Source organism: Streptomyces sp. O3 (assembly GCF_054788135.1).
On sequence record NZ_JBTVYK010000005.1, the window covers coordinates 110,946 to 132,716 of the forward strand.

The following is a 21,771-nucleotide window of genomic DNA, read 5'->3' on the forward strand; positions in this document are numbered from 1 at the left end:
AGCTGCTCAGTGACCGCTGTTGGACGCGTGCGCGGTGAACACCGACCAGGCGGCGGGGGAGACGACGAGGGGCCGAATCCAGGTGTCCTTGGAGTCGCGAACGTGCACAGCCTGCGGGGTCAGGGCCACCTCGACGCAGTTGTCACCGCCACCGCCGCTGTAGCTGCTCTTGAACCAGACAAGTCCGGTGGTGCTCATAGCGCTCCTCGCATCTGCTCCAGCAGACTCGCGGTGGCCGTCCGGCTGAGAGCCTGCGAGCGCATCTTTCCATAGCGCTGGAGCATCGCACTGACCGATTTCGGGTCCGTGATGAGGACACTGGTCTCCTGGGCTTCGACGTATCCCACCCACTTGTTGTCCGGCGTTTCGGCCAGGTACTTGGGCCCTTCGAACCCCGAGTGGTCCTCCTGGCGCAGCGGCATGATCAGGATCTCGACGTTGCGGCAACGGCCCTGTGCCAGCAGGTTGTCGATGAGCGCCCGTGTCACCTGAGTGCCACCCATCCGACGTTCGATGAGCGCCTGTTCGATCATGAAGGAGAATGACGTGTTGGGGCGCTCGTGCAGCAGCCGCTGACGTGCCAGACGGGCTGCCACCTGCTGCTCGAACTTCCCCTCGGCCAGCGGCGGCAACCTGCGCTCGAATACTTCCCGGATGCACGGCTCGGGCTGCAACAAGCCCGGGATCACCCGGCACTCGTACGCATACAACGAAACCGCCTCCTCCTCGATCCCCGCCCACGGCCGGAACCACGACGCGAGCCCCGCCCTCCGCGTCAGACTCCGCGCCGCAGCGGTCAGCACCTTGGCCGCGGCGGCACCCAGTACCGGCTCGGCGCGCTCGGGCAGGTCCCCCGGAGGGAACCGCTTTCCCTGCTCGATCTTGGCGACGTAGTGCGCGGAGTACCGCACCTGTTGCGCGAACTCCTCCTGCGTCAGCCGGGCCTCTTCCCGCAGCGCCTTCAGTACGGCCCCGAAGGTCTTGAGGCTGTCGGACAGGTCGTGCTCCCCGTGAGAGGCGCCCGCTCCGGCGCCTCCGCCCGTGCCTCCGCCGCCGACCCCGCCACCGTTGCCCGTCGCCATGCAGCCCGCCTCCCGCCTCCCGTGCCCCGGTGCACACATCGAACCCGTCCCATCGTCACGCACCGTGACACACCCAGTCCAGCGAGTGAACCAGTACAGGTGAATCTGTACCAGTGTCGGTCCTGTTGGTGGAGTCAGCGGCGGCGGGACGGTGAGCCCCATGCCGACGCAACAGGCCCAAGTCGCTGTCACCGTACGTACGTTCGCCCAGCGATTCTCCGCGACCCGTCGTGGCGCACGCCTCGCCCGCGGACTCGCCGCGCACCAGCTCGACGCCTGGGGCGTGCCGCGCGGCACCTCCGCGCCCGACGCCGCCGTACTGATCGCCGCGGAGCTGAGTGCCAACGCCGTCCTGCACGGGCGCGTACCGGGGCGGGACTTCGCGCTGCGGCTGTCCCACACGCCCGCCACCGGGCTCCTGCGGATCGAGGTGTCCGACACGCACCCTGCCCTGCCCGCGCGCCGCTCCCGCCCACCGACTCGGACGGGGGCCGGGGACTGGTGCTGGTCGACGCCCTGGCCGCCCGCTGGGGTGTGACGGAGCGCACCGGTCCCGGCAAGACGGTGTGGGCGGAGGTGGATCTCGCGCGGGCAGCGGGGGACGCTCCGGGTGGCCCCGTAGCCGTACAAGGAGGCCCGCCGCCTCCTCGTCACTCACGGTAAAACGCCGCCGCGGAATCGGTGGCGATCTCCTCTCCCGCTGTCGGATCCACCTGGCAAGATGGACATGGCGCCAACGCCAGAGGGGGGCGCTGTCCGGGCCGGCCGCCAGCACAGTGAGGGAATGATCGCCTGATGTCGACCACAGAGTTGTTCCTCCGGGATGTCATCGACATCAAGGAGGACGTCCACGCGGGCGATTTCAAGGTCGATCTCTCCCAGGGCTTCCACGAGGCCGACGAGCGGGTGGCGGAGTACGTCGTCACCGAGCAGCTGCAGAAGGCGTTCCGCAAAGCGCTCGGCCTCGTCGCGAAGAGTGTCCGCACGGGCGACTCGCACGCCGCGTACCTGCACGGCTCGTTCGGTGCGGGTAAGAGCCACTTCCTCACCGTGCTGCACGCCGTGCTCAACGGCCACGAGGGGGCGCTGAACAAGCCGGGGCTGAAGGACGTCGTCGCTGAGCACCGGGACTGGCTGGGCGGCAGCCGATTCCTGAAGGTGCCGTACCACCTCGTCGGATCGACCGATCTGGACTCGGCGCTGCTCGGCGGGTACGTCCACGCGGTACGGGAGATGCATCCGGAGGCGTCGACGCCCGCCGTCTACCGGTCGGACGCGCTGCTCGCCGACGCGGACCGGCAGCGGAAGTTCCTCGGTGACGACGACAAGTTCCGCCAGTGGCTCGGCGCGGGCGCCCAGGCCGCCTCCGGCGGCGGGGCCGAGGACGACGAGGACGACCTGCCCGGCATCGACGCCGGGGCCGGTCCGCCCGGCGCGGGCGGCTGGAGCAGCGCCGAGCTGGACCGCGCCTTCGCCGCGCCGCCCGGCAGCGAGGAGCGGGATCGGCTGGTGTCGGCGCTGCTGACCGGGCCCATGGCCGCGTACACGCAGGCCGCGCGCGGTGACGCGCACTCCTTCATCCCGCTGGAGAACGGCCTGAAGGTCATCGCCCGCCACGCCGAGTCGCTGAACTACGACGGGATCGTCCTCTTCCTGGACGAGCTGATCCTCTGGCTCCAGGCGCACATGGGCGACCAGGACTTCGTCCGTGACCAGGTGCAGCGGCTGGTGAAACTGATCGAGTCCGCGGACAGCGGCCGGGCAGTGCCGATCGTCTCCTTCATCTCCCGCCAGCGCGACCTGTCCCAGCTGATCGGCTCCGACGTGGCCGGTGCGGACGTGCAGAACCTGGAGCAGCAGGTCGAATACCTCGCCGGCCGGATCGACGTCGTCGAGCCGGAGGACAGCAACCTCGTCGAGATCATCAAGCACCGGGTGCTCGCGCCCCGGCAGGGCATGGAACAGGCGCGCGACGACGCGTTCAAGCTAGTGGAATCCTCGCGGGACGAAGTGCGGCAGGTGCTGCTCGACGCACAGGGGCGCACGGAGGCGAGCTGGGACGACTTCCGCACCCTGTACCCGCTCTCCCCGGCCCTGCTCAACGTGCTGGTCGACCTGTCCGGTGCGCTCCAGCGCGAGCGGACCGGTCTCAAACTGGTGCAGGAGCTGCTGCGGCGGCACCGCGACGACCTGCGGCTCGGCCAGCTCGTCCCGATCGGCGACCTGTGGGACGTGATCGCCGAGCGGACCGGTGAGGCGTTCACCGCGAAACTCCGCAAGGAATCGGAGATCGCACACCGCTTCCACGCCCGCGTCCGCGAACACCTGCTGACCAAGTACGGCTCCGCGGACGACAAGCGGTTCCGGACCGACGAGAGGCTCGTCAAGACGCTGCTGCTGGCCTCCCTCGCACCCAATGTGCCCGCCCTGACCCGGCTCACCGGCGGCCGGCTCGCCGCGCTGAACCACGGCACCATCAGGACCCGGGTGGGAGACGCCGGGGCCGTCGCCGTCAAGCGCCTGCAGGAGCTCCAGGCCGAGGGGTTCGACGGCGAGCTGCGCAGCGAAGGTGATCCTGCCGACCCCGTCTTCCACCTGCACCTGTCCGACCTGGACGTGGAGCCGCTCCTCGAAGAGGTGCAGGGCGTCGCCGACCAGGACGGCTACCGCCGCCAGTGGATCAAGGACCAGCTGTGGGCGGCGCTGGGCATCCCCGACACCCAGGCGTTCGTCTGCGAGCGGACCGTCGTCTGGCGCGGCACCAAGCGCACCGTCGAGTTCGTCTTCGGCAACGTCCGCGACCCCCACCTGCCCGACGCCGAGTTCGCGCCGCAGACCGAGGGAAACCTCCGCTTCGTCTTCGACTACCCCTTCGACGACCACGGCCACGCGCCCATGGACGACGTGCAGCGGGTGGAGCGGATGAAGCGCGCCGGGAAGACGGGGCCGACACTCGTCTGGCTGCCCCACTTCCTCTCCGAGCAGAAGGCACGCAACCTCGGACGCCTCCTGAAGATCAACTACCTGCTTGAGCGTGACCGGCTCGACGACCACACGGCCACCCGTCCCGCCGAGGAACGCGTCCAGATCCGCAACCAGCTCAAGGCGTCCCGCGACAGCCTGACCAGCCAGCTCACCGACGCGCTGCTGCAGCTGTACGGCATCAACCGAGCCGAGCCCGGTACCGCCGGCGCCGAGGTGCCCGAGGGCCACCACCTGATGTCGCTCCAGCCGGGCTACACCCGCACCCGGCCCGAACCCGCGGTCGGCTTCGAGGAGAACCTCCTCCTGCTCGCCGACGGGCTGCTGAGCGCCCGCCACCCCAAACACCCCGACTTCGACCCGCGGCTCACCCGCAAGGCCGTCACCACCCGCGAGCTGAAGACCACACTCGAATGGGTCACGAAGGCGATGGAGGACGGCTCCCGGCGCGTCGTGGTCGACAGCCATCAGCTGCCCGTCGTCCGCCGGATCGTGCACGCCCTCCAGCTCGGCGAGGTCCACGACGGCCCGCTGAACGTCACCACCGACTGGCGGCTGCGCATCAACAAGAAGGCCGCCGAGAGCCCCGACGCCGGTCCGGAACTGTCCGTCGACGAGATCCGCGACTGGATCGAGGACCTCGGCTACACCGGCCTCGACCGCCACGTCGTCAACCTGATCATCGCCACGTACGCCCTGCTCGACGACCGCACCTGGGTCTACCAGACTTCGCCGCTGCCCAAGGCACCCGAGCTGGAGCGGATCGGCCCCGGATACGGCCTGAGAGCCGTGGAACTGCCCACCGAGGACGAGTTCCACACCGCGCTCGGCCGCGCCGGGACGATCTTCGGCAAGACCGTGTCGCGTGTCCTGTTCGCCCGCAACATCGCCCGGCTCGCCGAAGGCGTCCGCGCGGTCGCCGAGGACCACCGTGTCGTCCTCGGCGAGGTGCGCACCCTGCTGACGGAGCGCGCCGCCCCCCTCGGACTGACCGGACCCGGCGGCGCCGACGCGCCCCGCCTGAAGTCCACCAAGGCCGCCGCCGACCTCGTCGCCCGGCTGCTGCGCACCACCGAACCAGCCGCGCTCGTACGGGAACTGGCCGCCGCCGCGTACGACGTGACCGACGAGGAGATCGCCGGCGCCCTGCGGCACGCGCCGGAAGTGGCCGCCGCGCTGCGCGGCACCGACTGGTCGCTGCTGGACACCGTCCGCCGCGACCTCGTCGGACGCGAGGACACCGTGGGCGAGCGGGCGGCCCGGTTCCTGGACGAGGTGCACCGCACCGCCCGCGACCACGAGCAGGGCGTCTCGCTGGTGCCCGTCCTGGACCGGCTCCCGGACACCGTGATGGCGCTGCTGCGCGAGGCCACCCGCCTCACCCAGGCGGCGCAGCCCGCCCCGCCGGCCACTCCGCCCGTCGGGCCGGTCACGCCCGTGACGCCGGAACCGACCGCCGAGGACGTCAGCCTCACCGACCACGGCAAGCCCCCCGTCCCCTCGACGCCCGCACCGGACCGGCCCGCCACGCCGGACGACGACTCCCGCGGCCGGAGCGGCGGCGAGGACACCGTCCCGGCACCCGCCGGCCGCCCGCGTGCCGTGCACCTCATCGAGCCCACCCGGCTGGAGAAGTCGCTGGCCGCCACGGTCGGCGAGATCGGCACGGAGATCCGCGCCTACGTCGCCGCCCACCCCGGCACCTGCATCCAGGTCTCCTGGCAGCCGGTCACCGAGACCGGTTCCGGTGGCACCGATGGCCCCGGCGGCACCGCGACGGAGCCGGACGACGGGAACGCCGGCTGATGGCCCCGGTCCTGCCCCGCGTGGGCCGCCGTACCGTCGAGGCCCTGCTCGCCGCGAACGCCGAGGACCTGCGCGCGCGCAGCCTCATGCTCGTCCACGGCCAGTACGCGCCGGGCGCCCCGCCCCGGTTCACTGTCACCCTGGACGGCGAGGCGTGGCGCATCCACGTGCGGGATGAAGCCTCCGTCCTCGGCGTTGTCGCAGCCCTGCACGAACACCGGAGCGCAGCCGCCTCCCCCGACGTGCTCGTGGTGACGACAGGGGTCGACGACGAGCAGCTCGGCTGGGACGTGCGCGGCAGGGCCGTGCGGCGCAAGACCCTCACCGTCGAGAACGCCGAGGTCGTCCTCCAGCGTTTCGGCGCCACCGCCCTGGACCCGCGGATGTACCGCGAGCGGTGGCTGCTGGAGGCCCTGGTCGAAGCGGAGCCCGCCGAAGACGGCTGGCCGCGGATCGGCGGAGTACTGACCCGGGACGCGGCACTGCGCTCCCTCGCCGCCCAGCGGTTCGGCCTGCGCACGGCGCACGGCCCGGGCCAGGACGGGCAGCTCACCCTCGACGCCGACACCCTGCTCGCCTGGTCGCGCACGCCCGCCGGTCCCCAGCGGTTCGCCGAACTGGGCGCCGCCGAGCGCGCCGAACTCAAGAAGTGGCTCGCGGAGGTCGCGGGACCGGCCGTCCCCGTCCTGCTGTCCCTCGCCGAGGCCGGCCTCGGCCACGACGCCATGGCGCTCGGCCTGCTCGGCGCGATCCTGCGGAACCCGGCCGCCAAGGCCGACACGGTGCTCGCCCTCGGCGGACTGTTCGGGCAGGTCATGCCCCGGCGGTCGGAACTCGCCGTGTTCACCGACGCCGTGGAAGGAACCCTCACCCGCTGGATCGCCGACGCCCGCACCAGCCAGGACGCCCGCGGACGCGTCGTCGCCGTACTGGACCGGGCCGACGAACTCGCCGACAAGGCAGGACTCGTCCCGGGACTCACCGCGAGCCGCTTCCTCCCCTCCAGCTTCACCGCGCACCTGCGCAGGACCGTCGCCGAAGCACGCGTCTCACCGGGCGCCGGTGAGACGGCACTGGCCGACCTGCTCGGGCACGCCCTGGCCGGCCTCCGCCCGGAACAGGTCCAGGCCGCCGAGGCGGCCGTACGGGTGGCGCGCTGGCTCAGCAGCCCCGAGCCCGCCGTCACCGGCGTGGCCGCCGCCGTACAGGCCCATGTCTCCGACTGGGCCTGGGTGGACCGGTCACTCACCGTGCTGTGGGCGGGCGACCCCGACGGCGACCTGGAGACCGGTCGGGACCTGCGCGCCCTCTACGAGCAGGCACGGGACCGCAGGCAGCACCTCGACCGGGAGTTCGCCCGGAAGCTCGCCGCCTGGGCCGCACACGCCACCGCCCAGCACACCGTCGGCTGCCTCGTCGTCGAGAACGTCCTGGACACCGTCGTACGCCCACTGACCGGCCGGGCCGCTCCACTCCTCCTCGTCCTCGACGGCATGAGCGGCGCGGTCGCCGCACAGCTCGGCGAGGAGGCGGAACGCGACGGCTGGCGCGAGATCGTGCCCCGCCCGAAGACCGGAGCGCCCCCGGCACGGCTCGCCGCCGTTTCGATGCTGCCCTCGATCACCCGCGCCAGCCGCGCCTCACTGCTGACGGGCGAAGCGGCGGACGGCGGCCAGTCGACCGAGACGAGCGGCTTCACCGCCTTCTGGAAACGCAGGCGCAAGACCGCGGCTCTCTTCCACAAGGCCGACATCGGCGGCGAGGCGGGCCACGCCCTGTCCCACGCGCTCATGACGGCCCTCGCCTCGGACGCCGTGGTGGGCGTGGTCCTCAACACCATCGACGAGGCACTCGACAACGGCCGCCACGGTCGCGGAACCACCTGGTCGTCGGCCGAGATCACGCACCTGCGGGAACTCCTCGCCGCCGCCCGCAGCTACGGCCGCCCCGTCGTCCTCGTCGCCGACCACGGACACGTCCTGGAGCGCGGCACCCGCCCCGACACCCCGGCGACCACCGTCGACGGCGCGGAGTCCGCCCGCTGGCGCACCGGTGGACCGGCGGGCGAGGGGGAGATCGCCGTGCACGGCCCGCGGGTGCGCGAGGGCGGGGGCGCGGTGATCCTGCCGTGGCGCGAGGACATCCGCTACACCGGGCGGCGCGCCGGGTACCACGGGGGAGCCGCCCTGGCCGAAGTCACCGTCCCGGTGCTCGTCCTGTTGCCCGCAGGAGAGGAAGCCCCGAAGGACTGGGCGCCGCTGCCGCGTGAGCTGTCCACGCCCGGCTGGTGGCGGACACCGGTCACCGGCGCCGACAGTGCCGTGGCTTCCGACGCCGAAACCGCCGACCGGCCGGCGGCGCCGGAGCAGCCCACGCCCACGCGGCCCACAGCCCCCTCCGAGAGCGCGCCGGCGGCCGAGGAGCGGCCGCCCGCCCGGACGGACGCCGCCCCCTCGGAGGCGGAGGCACTGGGCAGCGCGGTCGTTCGCAGCGAGGTGTACGCGGCCCAGAAGGAATACGTCCGCAAAGCCCCCGAGGCGAAGGTGGTGGCCGCGGTCATCGACGCACTCGTCACAGCGGGCGGCACGATGTCCCCTGCCGCGCTCGCCGCGGCGATCTCCGCGACCGGGCGAGTCCGCCGCAACATCGACGGATTCGTCGCTACCGTGCAGCGGCTGCTGAACGTCGAGGGGTACCCCGTCCTCGGATTCATCGACGGTGGACACGCGGTCAAACTCGACGTGCCGCTCCTGCGCGAGCAGTTCCTGCCCGAACCGCAGGACGGCGACACGAACCATGCCGTCGACCCCGCCGACGGTGTGGTGGAGGAGGAGACGGACGAGGTGGCCGGTCCGGAGGAGGAGAAGACGTGAGCGACCCCGCCGCCGTGAGTCCGGTCCGGCGCCGTGAGGTCATCGACGCCCTGCGCCGCGGCACCGTCCCGCAGTCCGGCCTCGACCTGTTCGCGGTCGGCCTTGAGCGGTTCGAAGCCGCACTCGACGACGACCTGGCCACCGCGAGGCGCGGCGGCGCAGCCTTCCACGCCGTCCGCGGCGACTACGGCTCCGGCAAGACCTTCTTCGCCCGCTGGCTGGCCGAGCGGGCCAAACGCGCCGGACTCGCCACCGCGGAAGTGCAGATCTCCGAGACCGAGACACCGCTGCACCGGCTGGAGACCGTCTACCGCAGGCTCACCGAGCGCCTGACCACCGCCACCCACCAGGCCAGCGCGCTGCGCGCGGTCGTCGACTCGTGGTTCTACACCCTGGAGGAAGAGGTCCTCGACGGCTCCGAGATCGACGAGGACGACGAGGAAGCCCTCGCCACGGCCGTGGAAGAGCTGATGGAACGCCGGCTCGCCGACGTCGCCCGCACCACCCCCGCCTTCGCCGCCGCCCTGCGCGGCTACCGCCGGGCCACTGCCGCCGGGGACGGTGCGACGGCCGAAGCACTGATCGCCTGGCTCGGCGGCCAGAAGTCCGTGGCCGCCTCCGCCCGCCGGGCCGCCGGAGTACGCGGAGACCTGGACCACTTCGCCGCGCTCGGCTTCCTCCAGGGCCTGTTGACCGTGCTGCGCGACTGCGGCCACCCGGGGCTGCTCCTCGTACTCGACGAGGCGGAGACCCTGCAGCGCGTCCGCGGCGACGTCCGGGAGAAGGGCCTCAACGCGCTGCGCCAGCTCCTCGACGAGATCGATGCCGGACGGTTCCCCGGACTCTTCCTCGTCATCACCGGGACCCCCGCCTTCTACGACGGACAGCAGGGCGTCCAACGGCTCCCGCCCCTGGCTCAGCGCCTCGCCACCGACTTCACGACCGACGCCCGCTTCGACTCGCCCCGCGCCGTCCAGCTCCGCCTGACCGGCTTCGACCTGCCACGACTCGGTGAACTCGGCCGCACGGTGCGAGACCTCTACCGGGGGGCGGCACGCCATCCCGACCGGGTCACCACACGGGTCGACGACCCCTACATCGACGAACTCGCCACCGCCGTCACCGGAGGACTGGGCGGCGACGTCGGCATCGCCCCCCGCGTCTTCCTGCGCAAACTCGTCGCCGACATCCTCGACCGCGTCGACGAGTTCGAGGATTTCGACCCGCGCCGGCACTACCGGCTCACCGTCTCCGCCGACGAACTCACCGACACCGAACGCAACGCCGCCGCCGACCGGCCGGACGACATCAAGCTGGAACTGCCGTGAGCTCCGCCGACGACCTGGAACCGGCACTGGTCCACCACATCGTGAACACCCTGGGCTGGAAGGGCCTGCGCCCGCTCCAGGAGGCCGCCGTCGCACCGCTCACCGCCGGAGACGACGCCCTGCTCCTGGCCCCGACAGCCGGAGGGAAGACCGAAGCCGCCTGCTTCCCCCTGCTCTCCCGGATGCACGCCCAGAACTGGACCGGCACCTCGGTGCTGTATGTATGCCCCCTCAAGGCGCTGCTGAACAACCTGCTTCCGCGCGTGGAGACCTACACCTCCTGGCTCGGCCGGACCGCGGCCCTGTGGCACGGGGACACGCCGGCCGGCGCGCGTCGGCGCACCCTCGCCTCCAGGCCCGACGTGCTGCTCACCACCCCCGAGTCGCTGGAAGCCATGCTGGTCAGCGTCAACGTCGACCACACGTCCTTCTTCTCCGGGCTGCGGGCCGTGGTCGTCGACGAGGTCCACGCCTTCGCCGGCGACGACCGCGGATGGCACCTGCTCGCCGTACTGGAACGCCTCCAGAAAGTCGTGGGCCGCACCGTACAGCGCGTCGGCCTTTCCGCGACCGTCGGCAACCCCGAAGCCCTCCTCACCTGGCTCCAGGGATCGGGAGCGGGCCGGCGCCCCGGCCGCGTCGTCGCACCCCACCTGGCCGAGGCGCAGCAGACGCCGGCTTCCGTACCACCGGGTGACATCCAACTCGACTACGTCGGCTCGCTCGACAACGCCGCCACCGTCATCAGCAGACTCCACCGCGGTGAGAAGCGGCTCGTCTTCTGCGAGTCGCGGCGCCTGGTCGAAGAGCTGGGCACCAAACTGCGGGCCAAGGGCGTGACCACGTTCCTCTCACACGCCTCGCTCTCCCTCGACGAACGCCGACGCGCGGAGACCGCGTTCGCCGAGGCGCGGGACTGCGTCATCATCGCCACGAGCACCCTGGAACTGGGCATCGACGTCGGTGATCTCGACCGGGTCATCCAGATCGACGCCCCCTCCTCGGTCGCCTCCTTCCTCCAGCGTCTGGGCCGCACCGGCCGTCGCCCCGGAACGACCCGCAACTGCCTCTTCCTCGCCCTGGATCAGGCCGGACTCCTGGCCGCCGCGGGATTGCTGCTCCAGTGGTCACGCGGCTGGGTGGAACCGGTGACCGCGCCGCCCGAGCCCCGGCACATCGTCGCCCAGCAGCTGCTCGCCCTGTGCCTGCAGGAACACCGCGTAGGAGACCGGCTCTGGCAGGAGTGGTGGAACGGCCTGGGCCCCTTCGGAGGTTCGGCCGAGCCGATCGTCCGCCATCTGGTCGAGGAGGGGTACCTCGACCAGGACGGCGGCATGCTGTTCATCGGCCCCGAAGCCGAACGGCGCTTCGGGCAACGCCACTTCATGAATCTCACCGCCGTCTTCACCGCACCCCCGCAGTTCACCGTCCTGCAAGGACGCACCGAGATCGGCCGCACCGACCCCGCCCTGCTCACCGAGCGCATCGACGGCCCCCGTCGGCTCCTCCTCGCGGGCCGCAGCTGGCAGGTCACCTACATCGACTGGCGGCGCAAGCGCTGCTACGTCGAGCCGGTCGACAGCGGTGGAAAGGCCAAGTGGAGCGGCACCGGCTTCGGCCAGGGCACCTCCTTCGACGTCACCCGCGCCGTGCGCGCGGCACTGCTCGGCACGGATCCCCCCGTCGCCCTGACCCAACGCGCCACCACGACACTCAAGGAGGCACGTGAGACCTTCTTGGAGAAGGTCCACCCGGGCGGCACGTTGATCATTCGCGATGAATCGGGGCAACTTCGCTGGTGGACCTGGGCAGGCCACCGTGCGAACGCGACACTGGCCGCCAGCCTGGAAGGAATCGCGGTACCGGGCCAGCGCATCAACGACCACTGGATCCGCCTGCGGGAAGACCTCACTCCACCGGCGTGGAAGGAAACCCTGAGCGAGGCTCCGGACCGCCTCATCCTTCCCGATGTCGACGAACGGGCGGTGCGAGGACTCAAGTTCGGGGACGCGCTGCCACCACGCCTCGCGGAGGCGACGCTGTCGGCCCGACTGGCGGATCTGACTGCCGCTGCAACAGTATTGGCCGAACCTGTGCGCTTTATCGCCGTTCATGCATGAGGCGGTTCACGGCTCACTGTGCGTCTCATGGCGCGTGGTCACCGAGCCGGTCACTGAAGGGGCCGGCGTGGCGCCTCGAGTATCGAGGCTGCGTGTGTGCTGTCGACCGTAGCGGCCACTGCTGGGCAGGAGTCGGCCTTCAGTCCCGACCTTGCTGCTTGCTCACGCGTTCATAAGTGCCCGCATGAACTCGTGATGGACCGCCGCCATGTGCAGGCTCGAGACAGCTTGGGCTGCGCTCTCTATCTCTTCAAAGGTTGGCGTAGACATGGCAGTTGACCTACCCGGCGCAGGGTAGAGAGCAGGCTGCAGGAGAAGTTGAGGGTCGTGGAGAGAAGAGGCGGTAGTTCGACGCGGAGCTCCGGGAGGGGGTTGTGAAGTTGCCCCCAACACGCTTGCCAAATGTTCGTCCGGCTGTCCGGTGCCGGTCGTGGGTGTCCTGACCTGCGGCTGAGTGAATGCTGGCCGGTGATCTGACGGCTCCGGACAGGGGTGAATGAGACCAAAGCTGAGACCAATATATGGAGGGGCTCGTTCGGGCCTCCACACTGCGGCTTACTCCTCGAACAGGCTGGACCGCCACTCTCGTACGTCTCCGCCGAAGTCACCGTCGCGTACATCTTGCAAGGCCGTCGCGTAACCGATCTCGATGGCATGGGTGATCAGCTGCTGCAGTTCTGTCGGCGCGTAGGAGAGTCGGTGTCCGGCGCCCGAGCAGAGGTTGGCCGCAGCCCGGCCGGCGGCACGGGCATGCTCGTCGGGGACCGCTGCGACATGCATGTCCGAGATGGCTTGTGCGGCGCTCTTGATCTCTTCCTGCGGAGACGAAGTCATGTCGGTCAGTATCCGCACTGCGCCGGGTTCCCTGCCATGGCAGACACGAGTTCGCCGGGGGCAGACATGAACGACCCGGAAAGCTCTGGCGCGCGGTCGCAACGTATGTCAACTTACAACGCCCTGCCGGAAAACCACCCCGAACTCACGGAGGCGCCCCTGCACCCCCACCACCCCATCGAACCCTCCTTCCCCGACCCGCACGACCCGGTGTACTGGGTCACCCCACGCCACCTGGCTGGTGACGACGGCGATCTCGCCGAGCGGATGGGAGACGTCCTGACCGGCCTCGGCTGGAGCATGTGGCCGACGTCCCGTAGCACCCTGCAGTATGTGAGCCCGGACGGGCTGCGCGGCGCCGAGTGGATCCTCGCGGCCAACCCGTTCGAGCTGGGCGGGTTGCCCGTCGCCTGGCAGCTCAGCGCTCGCTCCCATGCGGCCTCCGCCATGACCGGATGGAACGCCTACTTCACCGCCGGCGTCCCGCACGAGGCGCTCGCCGATCTCCTCGTCGCACTCGACGCCCGGCAGGAACCCGACGTCGGCTTCGAGGGACCCGACACGGTCCTGACCGCGCTCTCTGCCCAGCGCTGGTTCCGCGACGCGGACCGGCCTGGCACGACCGCCACCGACTCGGGCTTCTCCTGCACGGTGTCCCTGGAGCCGTCGCCGCCGCTCGTCCAGGATGCCGACCCGCGCCCAGACCTGGTGGGCTGGCAGGCGTGGGCGGAGCCCGATACCGGCGCCCCGAACTTGTGGTGCGCGACCTTCAGCGCCAGTGTCCCCCACGACCTGGTCGCTGCCTTCGCGTCCTCGCTGGCCTCGCCGGTCCCGGTGCCCCGCCGTGTGTTGCCCGAGTGCTCCGAGGGACGGCTCAGCGTCGTCCACCGCAGCTGACGCTCCCCCGCGCCCGCACGGATCCGCTATCCGTGGGTCCTCGCCGCCATCCGCCGTCATTCCCCGCGTGCTCGTTCTCTGTACCTGTGAGACGAGAGAGATGGAGTTGTGCATGTTCTTCCGACGCCGTGCTCGTGCCGAGCGCGAGTTCCGTAGGCTCCAGCAGGAGGGGCTCGCGCGTATGCAGATGCTTGCGCAGCAACCCTCGCCGCTGGATATCACGCAGGGCGAGGTGGCCACGCCCGCGGCTGGAGCGGATGCAGAGGAGGTTGCGTCCGACTTCCTGCCCTCCGATCTGCGAGCATCGTCCCGGCAGGATGTCGCCGGGTTCATGATGCCCTGGGTCCAGCCGCTCGTGGTCAACGGCGAAGTCCGCATGTGTCCGCAGTGCGGCGCGTACCGGGACTGGATCATCCTCTGTGCGCGTGACGACTCGGTGTGGCTGCGCTGCCGGGCCGGTCACGAGACAAGGGAGCTGGGCCTGGATGCGGCCTGGTACAACCGCAACTCCGGGCCGGTCGACCGATCCCACCCGACCCTGGAGGACGGGCTGCGCTACCTCGGCCACGACTGACGTCGAAGCCTCGTCTGCCCGCCCTCACGTACCGCCGTGTGCGGAGTGGATGCGCTGGTGGTGCTCTACTCGGCTCTGAGCGCCGTCCCGTGTTCGAGGTAGGCGGTCGCACCGTGGGCACGTGCATGGATGGCGGCGGTGATGCGTCGTACGAGACGCGGGATGGTCAGGTCGGGGAGCTCGGCGGCGGCGTGGAAGGCATATCCGCGGAGCTCTTCGGCTTGGAGCATGATCTGCCGGCGGTGGGCCGTGCTGAGGTGGCCGCCGTCGAAGAGGTAGAGGACCTTGTCTCCCTCGCCCGGGTTGGGGGCCCAGTCCACGACGAGGAGGCGGCCGATGGGCGGCTTGATGCCGAGCTCCTCGTGGACCTCGCGTTCGCAGGCTTGCCGGGGCGACTCGCCCATCTCTACGTATCCGCCGGGGATGTCGCAGTAGTCCTTGTATGACGGCTCGACGAGGAGGACCCGGTCGGCGTCGTCGAAAAAGAGGGCGCCGGCTGCCATGCGCGGGCGGGCCATCTTGACCTCGTGCTCGTTCTCGCTCACGGACGGACTTTAGCCACAGATGGCGCCGAGCCTGTGGGCCAGTTCCGCCACGGGCTGGGGCGGGCGACCGCGGTGCCCGGGTCGGGCTGTAGCTGGTTGCGCGTCGCTGATGAACTTGATCGCGGCGGAGAAGCGGCCGGTGGCCGACAGGCAGTGCGTGATCTTGCGCCGAAGTGCGCCGGAAAGCTGCGCCGAACTGCGCCGAATGTGTTCTACTTGGTATGCAGCAGCCGAAGGGGGTGTAGCACGTGTCGGGATCGCAGTTGCCGGACTGGACTGACAAGAAGATGTCGTCCAAGGTGCGGACGGCTCTCTGGCTCGCCTCAGAGGTTGGCGAGGGGAACGTGTACTCCAAGGCGCAGTTGCGCGAAGCCTTCCCCGACGTCGCGCAGATCGACCGCCGTGTGCGGGAGCTACGGGATTACGGCTGGGTCATCGCGACCAACCGTGATGACCCGACACTGAGCTCCCACGAAGCCCGGTTCGTCCAGGCCGGTGATCCCGTTTGGCAGCCAGGCGTCCGCTCCCGCGCGATGCGAGAGTCTCAAGCTCTGGTGCCTCTCCGTCCGGCGCCGCTCGACGAGGTGCGCGTGATGCGTGTTCTGGAGGGAGTGCGGCGGGCGCCGGATCCGGAGGCGGTCTGGGAGCGCCTGAAGAGTCTTTCCCAGCCGGATAAGTCGCTCGTTCTGGCCTGGATTGCCATGGGGCGCCGGCCCAGCTCTCCTGCGGAACTTGCATGGCGCGCGTTCCGCAGCCTGTCCGAGCAGCAACGCCGTGAAATGGCCTCCAAGCTCGGCGAATTGGTCAGCTCCGAGCTGTACGAGGAGGAGCTGCCGGTGGCTGAGGTGCGCGGCGACGACAGCTAGCCAAAAGCTTCCGCCGGATCCCGTGTCACCTTCCACAGATCTCCGGGATCCGGCGGATGGTCCAACCCATCTGAACGAGGAGAAGAACCATGTCCAGTATGCGTGTCCCCGTGGTCGGAAGCGAGCGGCCGCCCAGGTTCGAGATGCTCGTCGCGGCCGTCGCCGTCGGATTTGCAGCGGGCTACACCACCGGTATCGGCAGCGAGGCTCAGCAGGTGCTGGGGCTCGTGACGGTCACGACGATGGGGTGGCTCTGGGACATGTGGCGGCGCTGACCGCTTGAGGTGGCTGGTGATCCAGCCCCTTTCTGTTGGCCGGTCCCGAGGAACTGCGGGGCCGGCTTTCGGAGTTCAGGCCCTCGCGCGCCCTGTTGGGTGTCAGTGGTCGTTCTTATGGTGGAGGAATGGCTAATGGGGTGTGGCACACCGGATATGGCATAGAGATCAATCTGTCCCTGCCCGACCTCGGTCACCCGGACCGTCCCGATCTGCTCCAGGAGATCACCGCCAGCGTCTCCGAGCGCGACCCGCAGCTGCTCGAATGCCTGGCACACCACGAAAAGCGCGAGTGCCTGTCGGAGTCGGGCGGTAAGTCGCCCTGGATGTTCATCCGCCGAGGGCGCGCGGGAGGCCGCCGACCACTTGTCGCCTCACACCTGCCGGTTACCCACAAGGCGACGCCGGCCGAGAGCGCCCAGCACAAGGCCACCAAGGAGCGGATCGTCGAGACCGCCGGGCGGTACGGCCTGGAAGCCGAGGCCGAGGTTCCCGTCGGCAACCGGCGCAGCGTCCCGGACGCCGTCGTTGTTGGTCCCCGCGGCGTACGGATCGGCTGGGAGATCCAGTACCACCACCTCAGCCCCAGCAGTGTGCACCGGCGCTCGGTCAATGCCAGGGAGCACGGCATCATGCCGCTCTGGGTGGCGAAGGACCGGACTGCTTCCCTGATCGACCGGGCGCCGTGGGCGCGGGTCGACGACATGCCGTGGAAGGACATCGCCGACGGCAAGGAGATGGTGATCCGCGGCGGGTACCGGCACCTCGAAGTCTGGAAGTGCGTACCGAGCAGCGAGCGCCACTGCCTCATCAGCGAGGGCGCCGGCCACTGCGGCACGGTTCACGCGGACTGGTTCGTGCCCGCCCTGTGCCTCCCGCAGCGGAAGCCCGTCCATATCGAGGATCTGGTCCTGCGGAGCGCTACGGGCGACAGCGTCCCGGTCTACGTGCCCAACCGAGGGAACGGCCGCGCCGGCAGGCACATGTGGGTATCTGCCGACGACCGCGCGCGGTGGCAGGAGCTCATCGCCGAGAAGACTCCTCTCCCGACGGCCCCAGCCGAGGACGAGGACGACGTGATCACCTTCGCCGAGCAGGAGATCGACCGCACATGCCGAGCCGGAGAGGAGGGCCGGTTCGTCAGCGACGGCCGACCCATCCGTGACCTCGACCAGCCGACCGGGGGCTTCACACTTCCCCGCATGCCGGTCCAGCGCTCCCGCGCCCCGATGCGGATCACTACCGTGGAACGCACCGCCGCCTCCGCCGCCCTGGGATGCCCACCATGGGAGCTCGGGCCATGCGCCGGCTGCAGCCAGCTGATGCGGCGATACGGACGGAACGCCGCCATGTACTGCAACGTATGCCGGTCTGCCCTCAACAGGCGGTAGACGGGTCAGGTGGGGAACTCGCCGAGCCATGCCCGATTGAGCAGTTCGCTCGGAATGTACGGCGATTCGACATCGATCGGGAAGTTGGCGTCGAAGGCCAGGCAGGCGATGGCCAGCGGGCCGACTGCGAGGTATCCCTCCACGGAGTCCTCGCGTTCCTGCGATGCGGTCCAGTACTCCTTGTGCAGTTCCAGCGCTTCGACGAGTGTCTGCTGGAACCCTTCGTGGTCTTTGCGCAGGAAGCGGTGGAACAGGTTGATCGGCTGGTAGAGGATCCTGTCCAGGCTCTCGCGGTCGGTGTTCGGCGCCTGGTCGGGGTGCGACTTTTCGATCGCTGCGATCAACTTGTCGACCAGACCGGGGCGTTCGAGCCAATATGCCTGGAGGACATCGATCCAAAGGAAGATGAACTCGTCATATTCGACCGGGCTCGCGCGCAGAATATCGAGGGGCACGTTGCAGAGCATTGTCATGCGTGCCTGATCGCGGCAGACGATCGCGTAGTAGAAAGCCGTGAGCCAGTTGCCGGCGGTGTGGGCTGACAGCGGGCCGGTCTGCGGCAGGGTGCGCATCTCGTCGCTGATGCGGCATTCGGCGGGTTCGCTTCCGACTGGACCGGAGGTGGCGAAGAGCGCGGAGCCGATCTGCATCGCAGAGACCACGGCCTCCCAGGTGGGGAGGTGGGAAGCGTTGGGGTCGACGGCGAGCCGGGCGTTGACGTGGACTTGGGCGAGTGCCAGCGCGGCGTCCAGCATGTCCGGTGACTGTTCCAGGGTGTTGACCCTGGTTGCCAGTCGCCGGCCCAGGCTGTTCGCGTAGGCCGCGTCGTCAGGCCCTGCGCTGCCGTGCCGACCGACTGATGTCGTCACTGGTCGCTCCTGCCTTTCCCGATGTCGAATTGCTCGGTGACGTAGCCAGCGTACTGGCCTCCGTCAGACTTGCCTTTGACGAGGATGTAGTCAAGCCTGCCCTCGTCAAGGGCTGCGGTCAGCTTGTCGGCGAGCTCTCCTTCACTGGGGAACTGGCGCTCGCGCCCGTACATTTTACGAATGATGTCGAGGAAGTATTCCCGTGTCCCCTGCATGGCGCTGCCGCCCCCGGGGAGGTCGCGCTTGTTGAGCGCGGTTCCCACATCGGATTTCGCTTCAACGACAACGAATCCCCCGTCTTCACGTTCCCAGACCTGATCGAACTGATCGTTGCCGTTCCGGGGGCCGTGGAGGGTCTGCTTCGTGGCGTTGGGATAGTGCTCGGGGACTACCTGGTACTCGGCGACTGCTTCGCCGTAGGTCTCTGCCTGCTTGGTGCTGTGCCGCATGGCATCGCTGTAGTCGTATCCGGCTTCGAGGCGTGCCAGCTCCGCCTCATCACTGTGGCGCAGGACGAGTTCCTCATCGGCCAGACCCCTGAAACGCCTAGAACTCTGCGAGTAGTCGATCGCGCTCCGGCGTTTCCCGGCGAACTCGTCGAGCTGGTCCAGCGTGTGCTGGTCACGGACATCAAGGCGGCTTGCTTCCACGCGCGAGCCCGGAACCATCTTCTCGGGCAGCGGCGGCGGGGCATCCGAGGCAGGGATGTACCGTCCCGGAATGCTCGGATCCGGCTTCAGCTGGACAGGTGCGTAGCCGCTCTCGTCGGGCATTCTGGTGCTGAGGCGGCGGTAGTCACCTGGCCCGTGCTCGTAATAGAACCGCTTGAAGTAGCCAGGCTCGTGGTTCGCCCGGTAGACCTGGATCTCCTTGATCTGGTCCGGCGTGAGTGAACCGGGCGGACCGTAAGGGTTGTCGCCGTCCCGCATGAACGGCGGCCGTTCGTCCTGCGCACGCGGGGTCGAAGAGCTGTTGGATCCTGCAGGGCCCGTATCTCCGCCGTGGGCAGCATCGTCGCCTGTGCGGCCCAGGTCGTCGGGCAGGCCGCCGGAGCCGGGGCCGGTTCCATGTCCTCCGCTGGGCGGTTCGTGCCCGCCGGAGGAACTGCGGGTGAGGCCGTCGCCGCTGCCGACAGCCCGAGATCCGCCCCCGGTCGCGTTGTCCGCCGCTCCGCTGCCGCCCGCCGGGCCGGGACCACGGCCGCTATTGCTGCTGTCGAGGTCCATGCGGGGCCCGGTCATGGTGTTGTCGGTGCGGCCGCTGATGGCGGTGGCGGTGTCCGCGCGTGTTCCGGCGCCGACCAGGACGGGCTGTTCGGCGTCGGTGCGGGTGGCGGGCTGGTCGACGATGTCGGGTGGGGCGGCCTTGGCGTCCTGGATGGTGTTCATGCGGCCGTCGACGATGGTGCCTGCTTCCGGGCCCCGGGTGAGCATGAAGGCTTCCGTCGTGGTTCCGGTCGTCTTGTCCGTGATGGTGACGGGGATGGCGTCCTCGGGGACGACCGGTACGTCGTCGGGGACGGTGACGCGGCCGTCGGCCAGTTCGATCGCCCCGTCCGGCAGGCGGGCGCCGTCGGGGAGGTAGAGAGTTCCGTCGTCGAGGAGGCGTGCGCCGTCGGGGAGGGTGACGGCGTTGTCGGGCAGGGGCGGGATGTCGATCTGTCCGGTGCTGCGCAGTGCGGCGATCGCATCGCCGATCTTGCTGACACCCAGCCCGGCGCCCTTGCCGAGGTAGGTGATGGGGTCGATGACCCGGCCCGCCTTGCCGGCCAGGGACAGGGTCTTGGCGACGGCGCCGGCTTTGCCCGCGCCAGCGGCGGCTCCGGTGGCGCCGCCGGTCAGGACGGTGGTGACGACGTTGAAGGTGGTGGCGCCCGCGGCGCGGCCGGGCTGGGTGTCCCACTGGTCGTAGGCGATGAGCGCCTTGCCGGTTTCCACCACGGCCTTACGGGAGTCGTCGATCCAGTCCGTGACCTTGCCGTCCGGGAGGGCGGACACGGCCAAGGCACCACCGGGTACGACCTCGAAGGCCCCGACGACCAGGCCGGTCAGGAGTTTGCCCAGGCCGGTCCAGGCTTGCCCGGCGGCGTCCCAGCCGTCCACGCCGACCAGGGTGCCCAGGCCCTTGATGGTGCCCCACACCCCGTCCACGAGGACGCCTTCGAAGAAATCACCGACGTATTCGTAGGACTGGTACCAGGGGATGGATTCCTCGACGGGTTTACCCCAGGGCAGCTCCGCGGCCTGGGACAGGACGTCGCCGGTGTAGCCGTAGTGGCCCTTCTGGCCGGGCTCGCCGTTCATCTTCAAAGCCGTGCCGCCGGTCAGGGCGACGATCGCGTTGTAGCAGGCGACCTCCGCCTCCTGGAACTGTCCCCAGACCTTGCCGATCTCGCTGTACCGCTGGTTGTTGTCCTCGACCTTGTCGCCGTCCTCCCGCCAGTCCGAATCCTCGGTCGTCATGGCGCGAAAGGCGATGGCCTCCTGCCTGAGCTCCTCCAGCCGCTTTGTGAGCGGACGGACCGTCTCCGCGTACGTGCCCAGGGCGGACGCCACCTCGGAAACGTCGAGCTGCAGGTCGTCGGCCGTGGTGACTACCGGCTGGGTGGACGCGAACAGCTTCTCCGCCTCCGGCGCCTGATAGAACGCCGACAGCCCACCGAACGTGGTGTGTACATCGCCCGCCGCGCCGGACAACTTCTCGCCGTCCTCACGCAGCGCCTTCACCTTCGCGTCCAGCACCTCCAGATCACCGGTGAACACCGGTATCTCGTACGGGTCGACCGGGACGCTGTTGTCACTCACTGCCCGCCCCGAAGGTCACGCAGCACATCCAGGTTGACGGTGCGGGCCGCGTCCTGGGCCTGCTTCGCAGTCTCCAGATCCCCCTCGACGTACTCACGGGTGGCCAGCACGGCGCCGGTCATCGACGCCTCTACCCGCTCCGCCATCGACGTCAGATCCTTCTTCTTGCCCTCGACGAACTCACCGATCCCTGCGGCCACCGGGCCGAGCGCCTTCTGTGTCAACGGCGAGTTGTCCGGTCCCGGAGGGCCCGGGAGGTGCGTGACGGCCTGCGACCCGGGCACCGCGGTACCGGCCGCCTGCGCGGCTTCCTGCAGATGCGTCAACAACGCGGTCAGCGCCTTCTCCAGATCACCCGCCTTCGTGACGGTCTTCCCGAGCTGGCCCTGCACACCCTGCGGCCGTATATCCCAGCCCGTCATACCCCAACCCCCGAACGACTACCGACTTCGGCGAATCGATCCTGCATACGCGCCGCCAAGTCTGCGCGAACTCTCCGCCGATGGCGTCGGCGGCAGTCTCACC

The 21,771-nt window shown here is 69.9% G+C and carries 16 protein-coding genes and 1 pseudogene; 10 read left to right on the forward strand and 7 right to left on the reverse strand.

Going from position 1 to position 21,771, the window contains the following annotated elements; all coding sequences use genetic code 11:
* Positions 1-6: 6 nt before the first annotated feature.
* Both ACX6XY_RS04715 and ACX6XY_RS04720 read right to left on the reverse strand, forming a co-directional pair.
* On the reverse strand, positions 7-198 hold the full coding sequence (locus tag ACX6XY_RS04715) for a DUF397 domain-containing protein (protein ID WP_460326671.1): 192 nt from the start codon (positions 196-198) through the stop codon (positions 7-9).
* Positions 195-1,082 carry a helix-turn-helix domain-containing protein gene (locus ACX6XY_RS04720; RefSeq protein ID WP_460326673.1) on the reverse strand — a complete coding sequence of 296 codons (888 nt, stop codon included), beginning with the start codon at positions 1,080-1,082 and terminating at the stop codon, positions 195-197. Before ACX6XY_RS04720 ends, ACX6XY_RS04715 begins: the two co-directional genes overlap by 4 nt.
* Positions 1,083-1,242: 160 nt before the next feature.
* Between ACX6XY_RS04720 and ACX6XY_RS04725 the strand changes: the two are divergent.
* The 5 genes and pseudogenes from ACX6XY_RS04725 (at position 1,243) to ACX6XY_RS04745 (ending at position 12,191) form a co-directional block, all read left to right on the forward strand.
* A pseudogene (locus tag ACX6XY_RS04725) lies at positions 1,243-1,745 on the forward strand (ATP-binding protein).
* A 132-nt stretch (positions 1,746-1,877) separates the two neighbouring features.
* Entirely contained in the window at positions 1,878-5,870 is a 3,993-nt protein-coding gene (locus ACX6XY_RS04730; RefSeq protein WP_460326676.1) for a PglY protein, read from the forward strand.
* A complete protein-coding gene (gene pglZ / locus ACX6XY_RS04735) occupies positions 5,870-8,743 on the forward strand; it encodes a BREX-2 system phosphatase PglZ (protein WP_460326678.1) in 2,874 nt (957 codons plus the stop codon). The genes ACX6XY_RS04730 and pglZ overlap by 1 nt, the downstream gene beginning before the upstream one ends.
* A complete protein-coding gene (brxD, locus tag ACX6XY_RS04740; RefSeq protein ID WP_460326680.1) occupies positions 8,740-10,071 on the forward strand; it encodes a BREX system ATP-binding protein BrxD in 1,332 nt (443 codons plus the stop codon). The genes pglZ and brxD overlap by 4 nt, the downstream gene beginning before the upstream one ends.
* On the forward strand, positions 10,068-12,191 hold the full coding sequence (locus ACX6XY_RS04745; RefSeq protein ID WP_460326682.1) for a DEAD/DEAH box helicase: 2,124 nt from the start codon (positions 10,068-10,070) through the stop codon (positions 12,189-12,191). Before brxD ends, ACX6XY_RS04745 begins: the two co-directional genes overlap by 4 nt.
* Positions 12,192-12,746: 555 nt before the next feature.
* Here the strand turns inward: ACX6XY_RS04745 and ACX6XY_RS04750 are convergent.
* A complete protein-coding gene (locus tag ACX6XY_RS04750; RefSeq protein ID WP_460326684.1) occupies positions 12,747-13,025 on the reverse strand; it encodes a hypothetical protein in 279 nt (92 codons plus the stop codon).
* Positions 13,026-13,130: 105 nt separating this feature from the next.
* Here ACX6XY_RS04750 and ACX6XY_RS04755 point away from each other — a divergent pair, with 105 nt between their 5' ends.
* Both ACX6XY_RS04755 and ACX6XY_RS04760 read left to right on the forward strand, forming a co-directional pair.
* Positions 13,131-13,922, forward strand: a complete 792-nt coding sequence (locus ACX6XY_RS04755) for an SPDY domain-containing protein (RefSeq protein ID WP_460326686.1) — start codon at positions 13,131-13,133, stop codon at positions 13,920-13,922.
* Positions 13,923-14,034: 112 nt separating this feature from the next.
* The gene (locus ACX6XY_RS04760; protein ID WP_460326688.1) at positions 14,035-14,496 is read left to right on the forward strand and encodes a hypothetical protein; all 462 of its coding nucleotides are present in this window, start codon (positions 14,035-14,037) and stop codon (positions 14,494-14,496) included.
* Between the two features lie 65 nt (positions 14,497-14,561).
* Here the strand turns inward: ACX6XY_RS04760 and ACX6XY_RS04765 are convergent, their stop codons facing one another.
* Positions 14,562-15,041 carry an NUDIX domain-containing protein gene (locus tag ACX6XY_RS04765; protein ID WP_460326690.1) on the reverse strand — a complete coding sequence of 160 codons (480 nt, stop codon included), beginning with the start codon at positions 15,039-15,041 and terminating at the stop codon, positions 14,562-14,564.
* A 248-nt stretch (positions 15,042-15,289) separates the two neighbouring features.
* Here ACX6XY_RS04765 and ACX6XY_RS04770 point away from each other — a divergent pair, with 248 nt between their 5' ends.
* From ACX6XY_RS04770 to ACX6XY_RS04780, 3 genes are all read left to right on the forward strand, one after another.
* A complete protein-coding gene (locus ACX6XY_RS04770; protein WP_460326692.1) occupies positions 15,290-15,907 on the forward strand; it encodes a hypothetical protein in 618 nt (205 codons plus the stop codon).
* Between the two features lie 89 nt (positions 15,908-15,996).
* Positions 15,997-16,182 (forward strand): hypothetical protein, encoded by a 186-nt coding sequence (locus ACX6XY_RS04775; protein ID WP_460326694.1) that lies wholly within the window; start codon positions 15,997-15,999, stop codon positions 16,180-16,182.
* Between the two features lie 128 nt (positions 16,183-16,310).
* The gene (locus tag ACX6XY_RS04780) at positions 16,311-17,573 is read left to right on the forward strand and encodes a competence protein CoiA family protein (protein WP_460326696.1); all 1,263 of its coding nucleotides are present in this window, start codon (positions 16,311-16,313) and stop codon (positions 17,571-17,573) included.
* 5 nt (positions 17,574-17,578) lie between these two features.
* Here ACX6XY_RS04780 and ACX6XY_RS04785 read toward each other — a convergent pair whose 3' ends face one another.
* Genes ACX6XY_RS04785 through ACX6XY_RS04795 form a run of 3 tightly spaced genes read right to left on the reverse strand, consistent with a single transcriptional unit; the run spans position 17,579 to position 21,668 of the window.
* Positions 17,579-18,442 (reverse strand): immunity 49 family protein, encoded by an 864-nt coding sequence (locus ACX6XY_RS04785; RefSeq protein WP_460326698.1) that lies wholly within the window; start codon positions 18,440-18,442, stop codon positions 17,579-17,581.
* On the reverse strand, positions 18,439-21,246 hold the full coding sequence (locus ACX6XY_RS04790) for a hypothetical protein (RefSeq protein WP_460326701.1): 2,808 nt from the start codon (positions 21,244-21,246) through the stop codon (positions 18,439-18,441). The genes ACX6XY_RS04785 and ACX6XY_RS04790 overlap by 4 nt, the downstream gene beginning before the upstream one ends.
* The gene (locus ACX6XY_RS04795; protein ID WP_460326704.1) at positions 21,243-21,668 is read right to left on the reverse strand and encodes a DUF6507 family protein; all 426 of its coding nucleotides are present in this window, start codon (positions 21,666-21,668) and stop codon (positions 21,243-21,245) included. Before ACX6XY_RS04795 ends, ACX6XY_RS04790 begins: the two co-directional genes overlap by 4 nt.
* Positions 21,669-21,771: the final 103 nt, after the last annotated feature.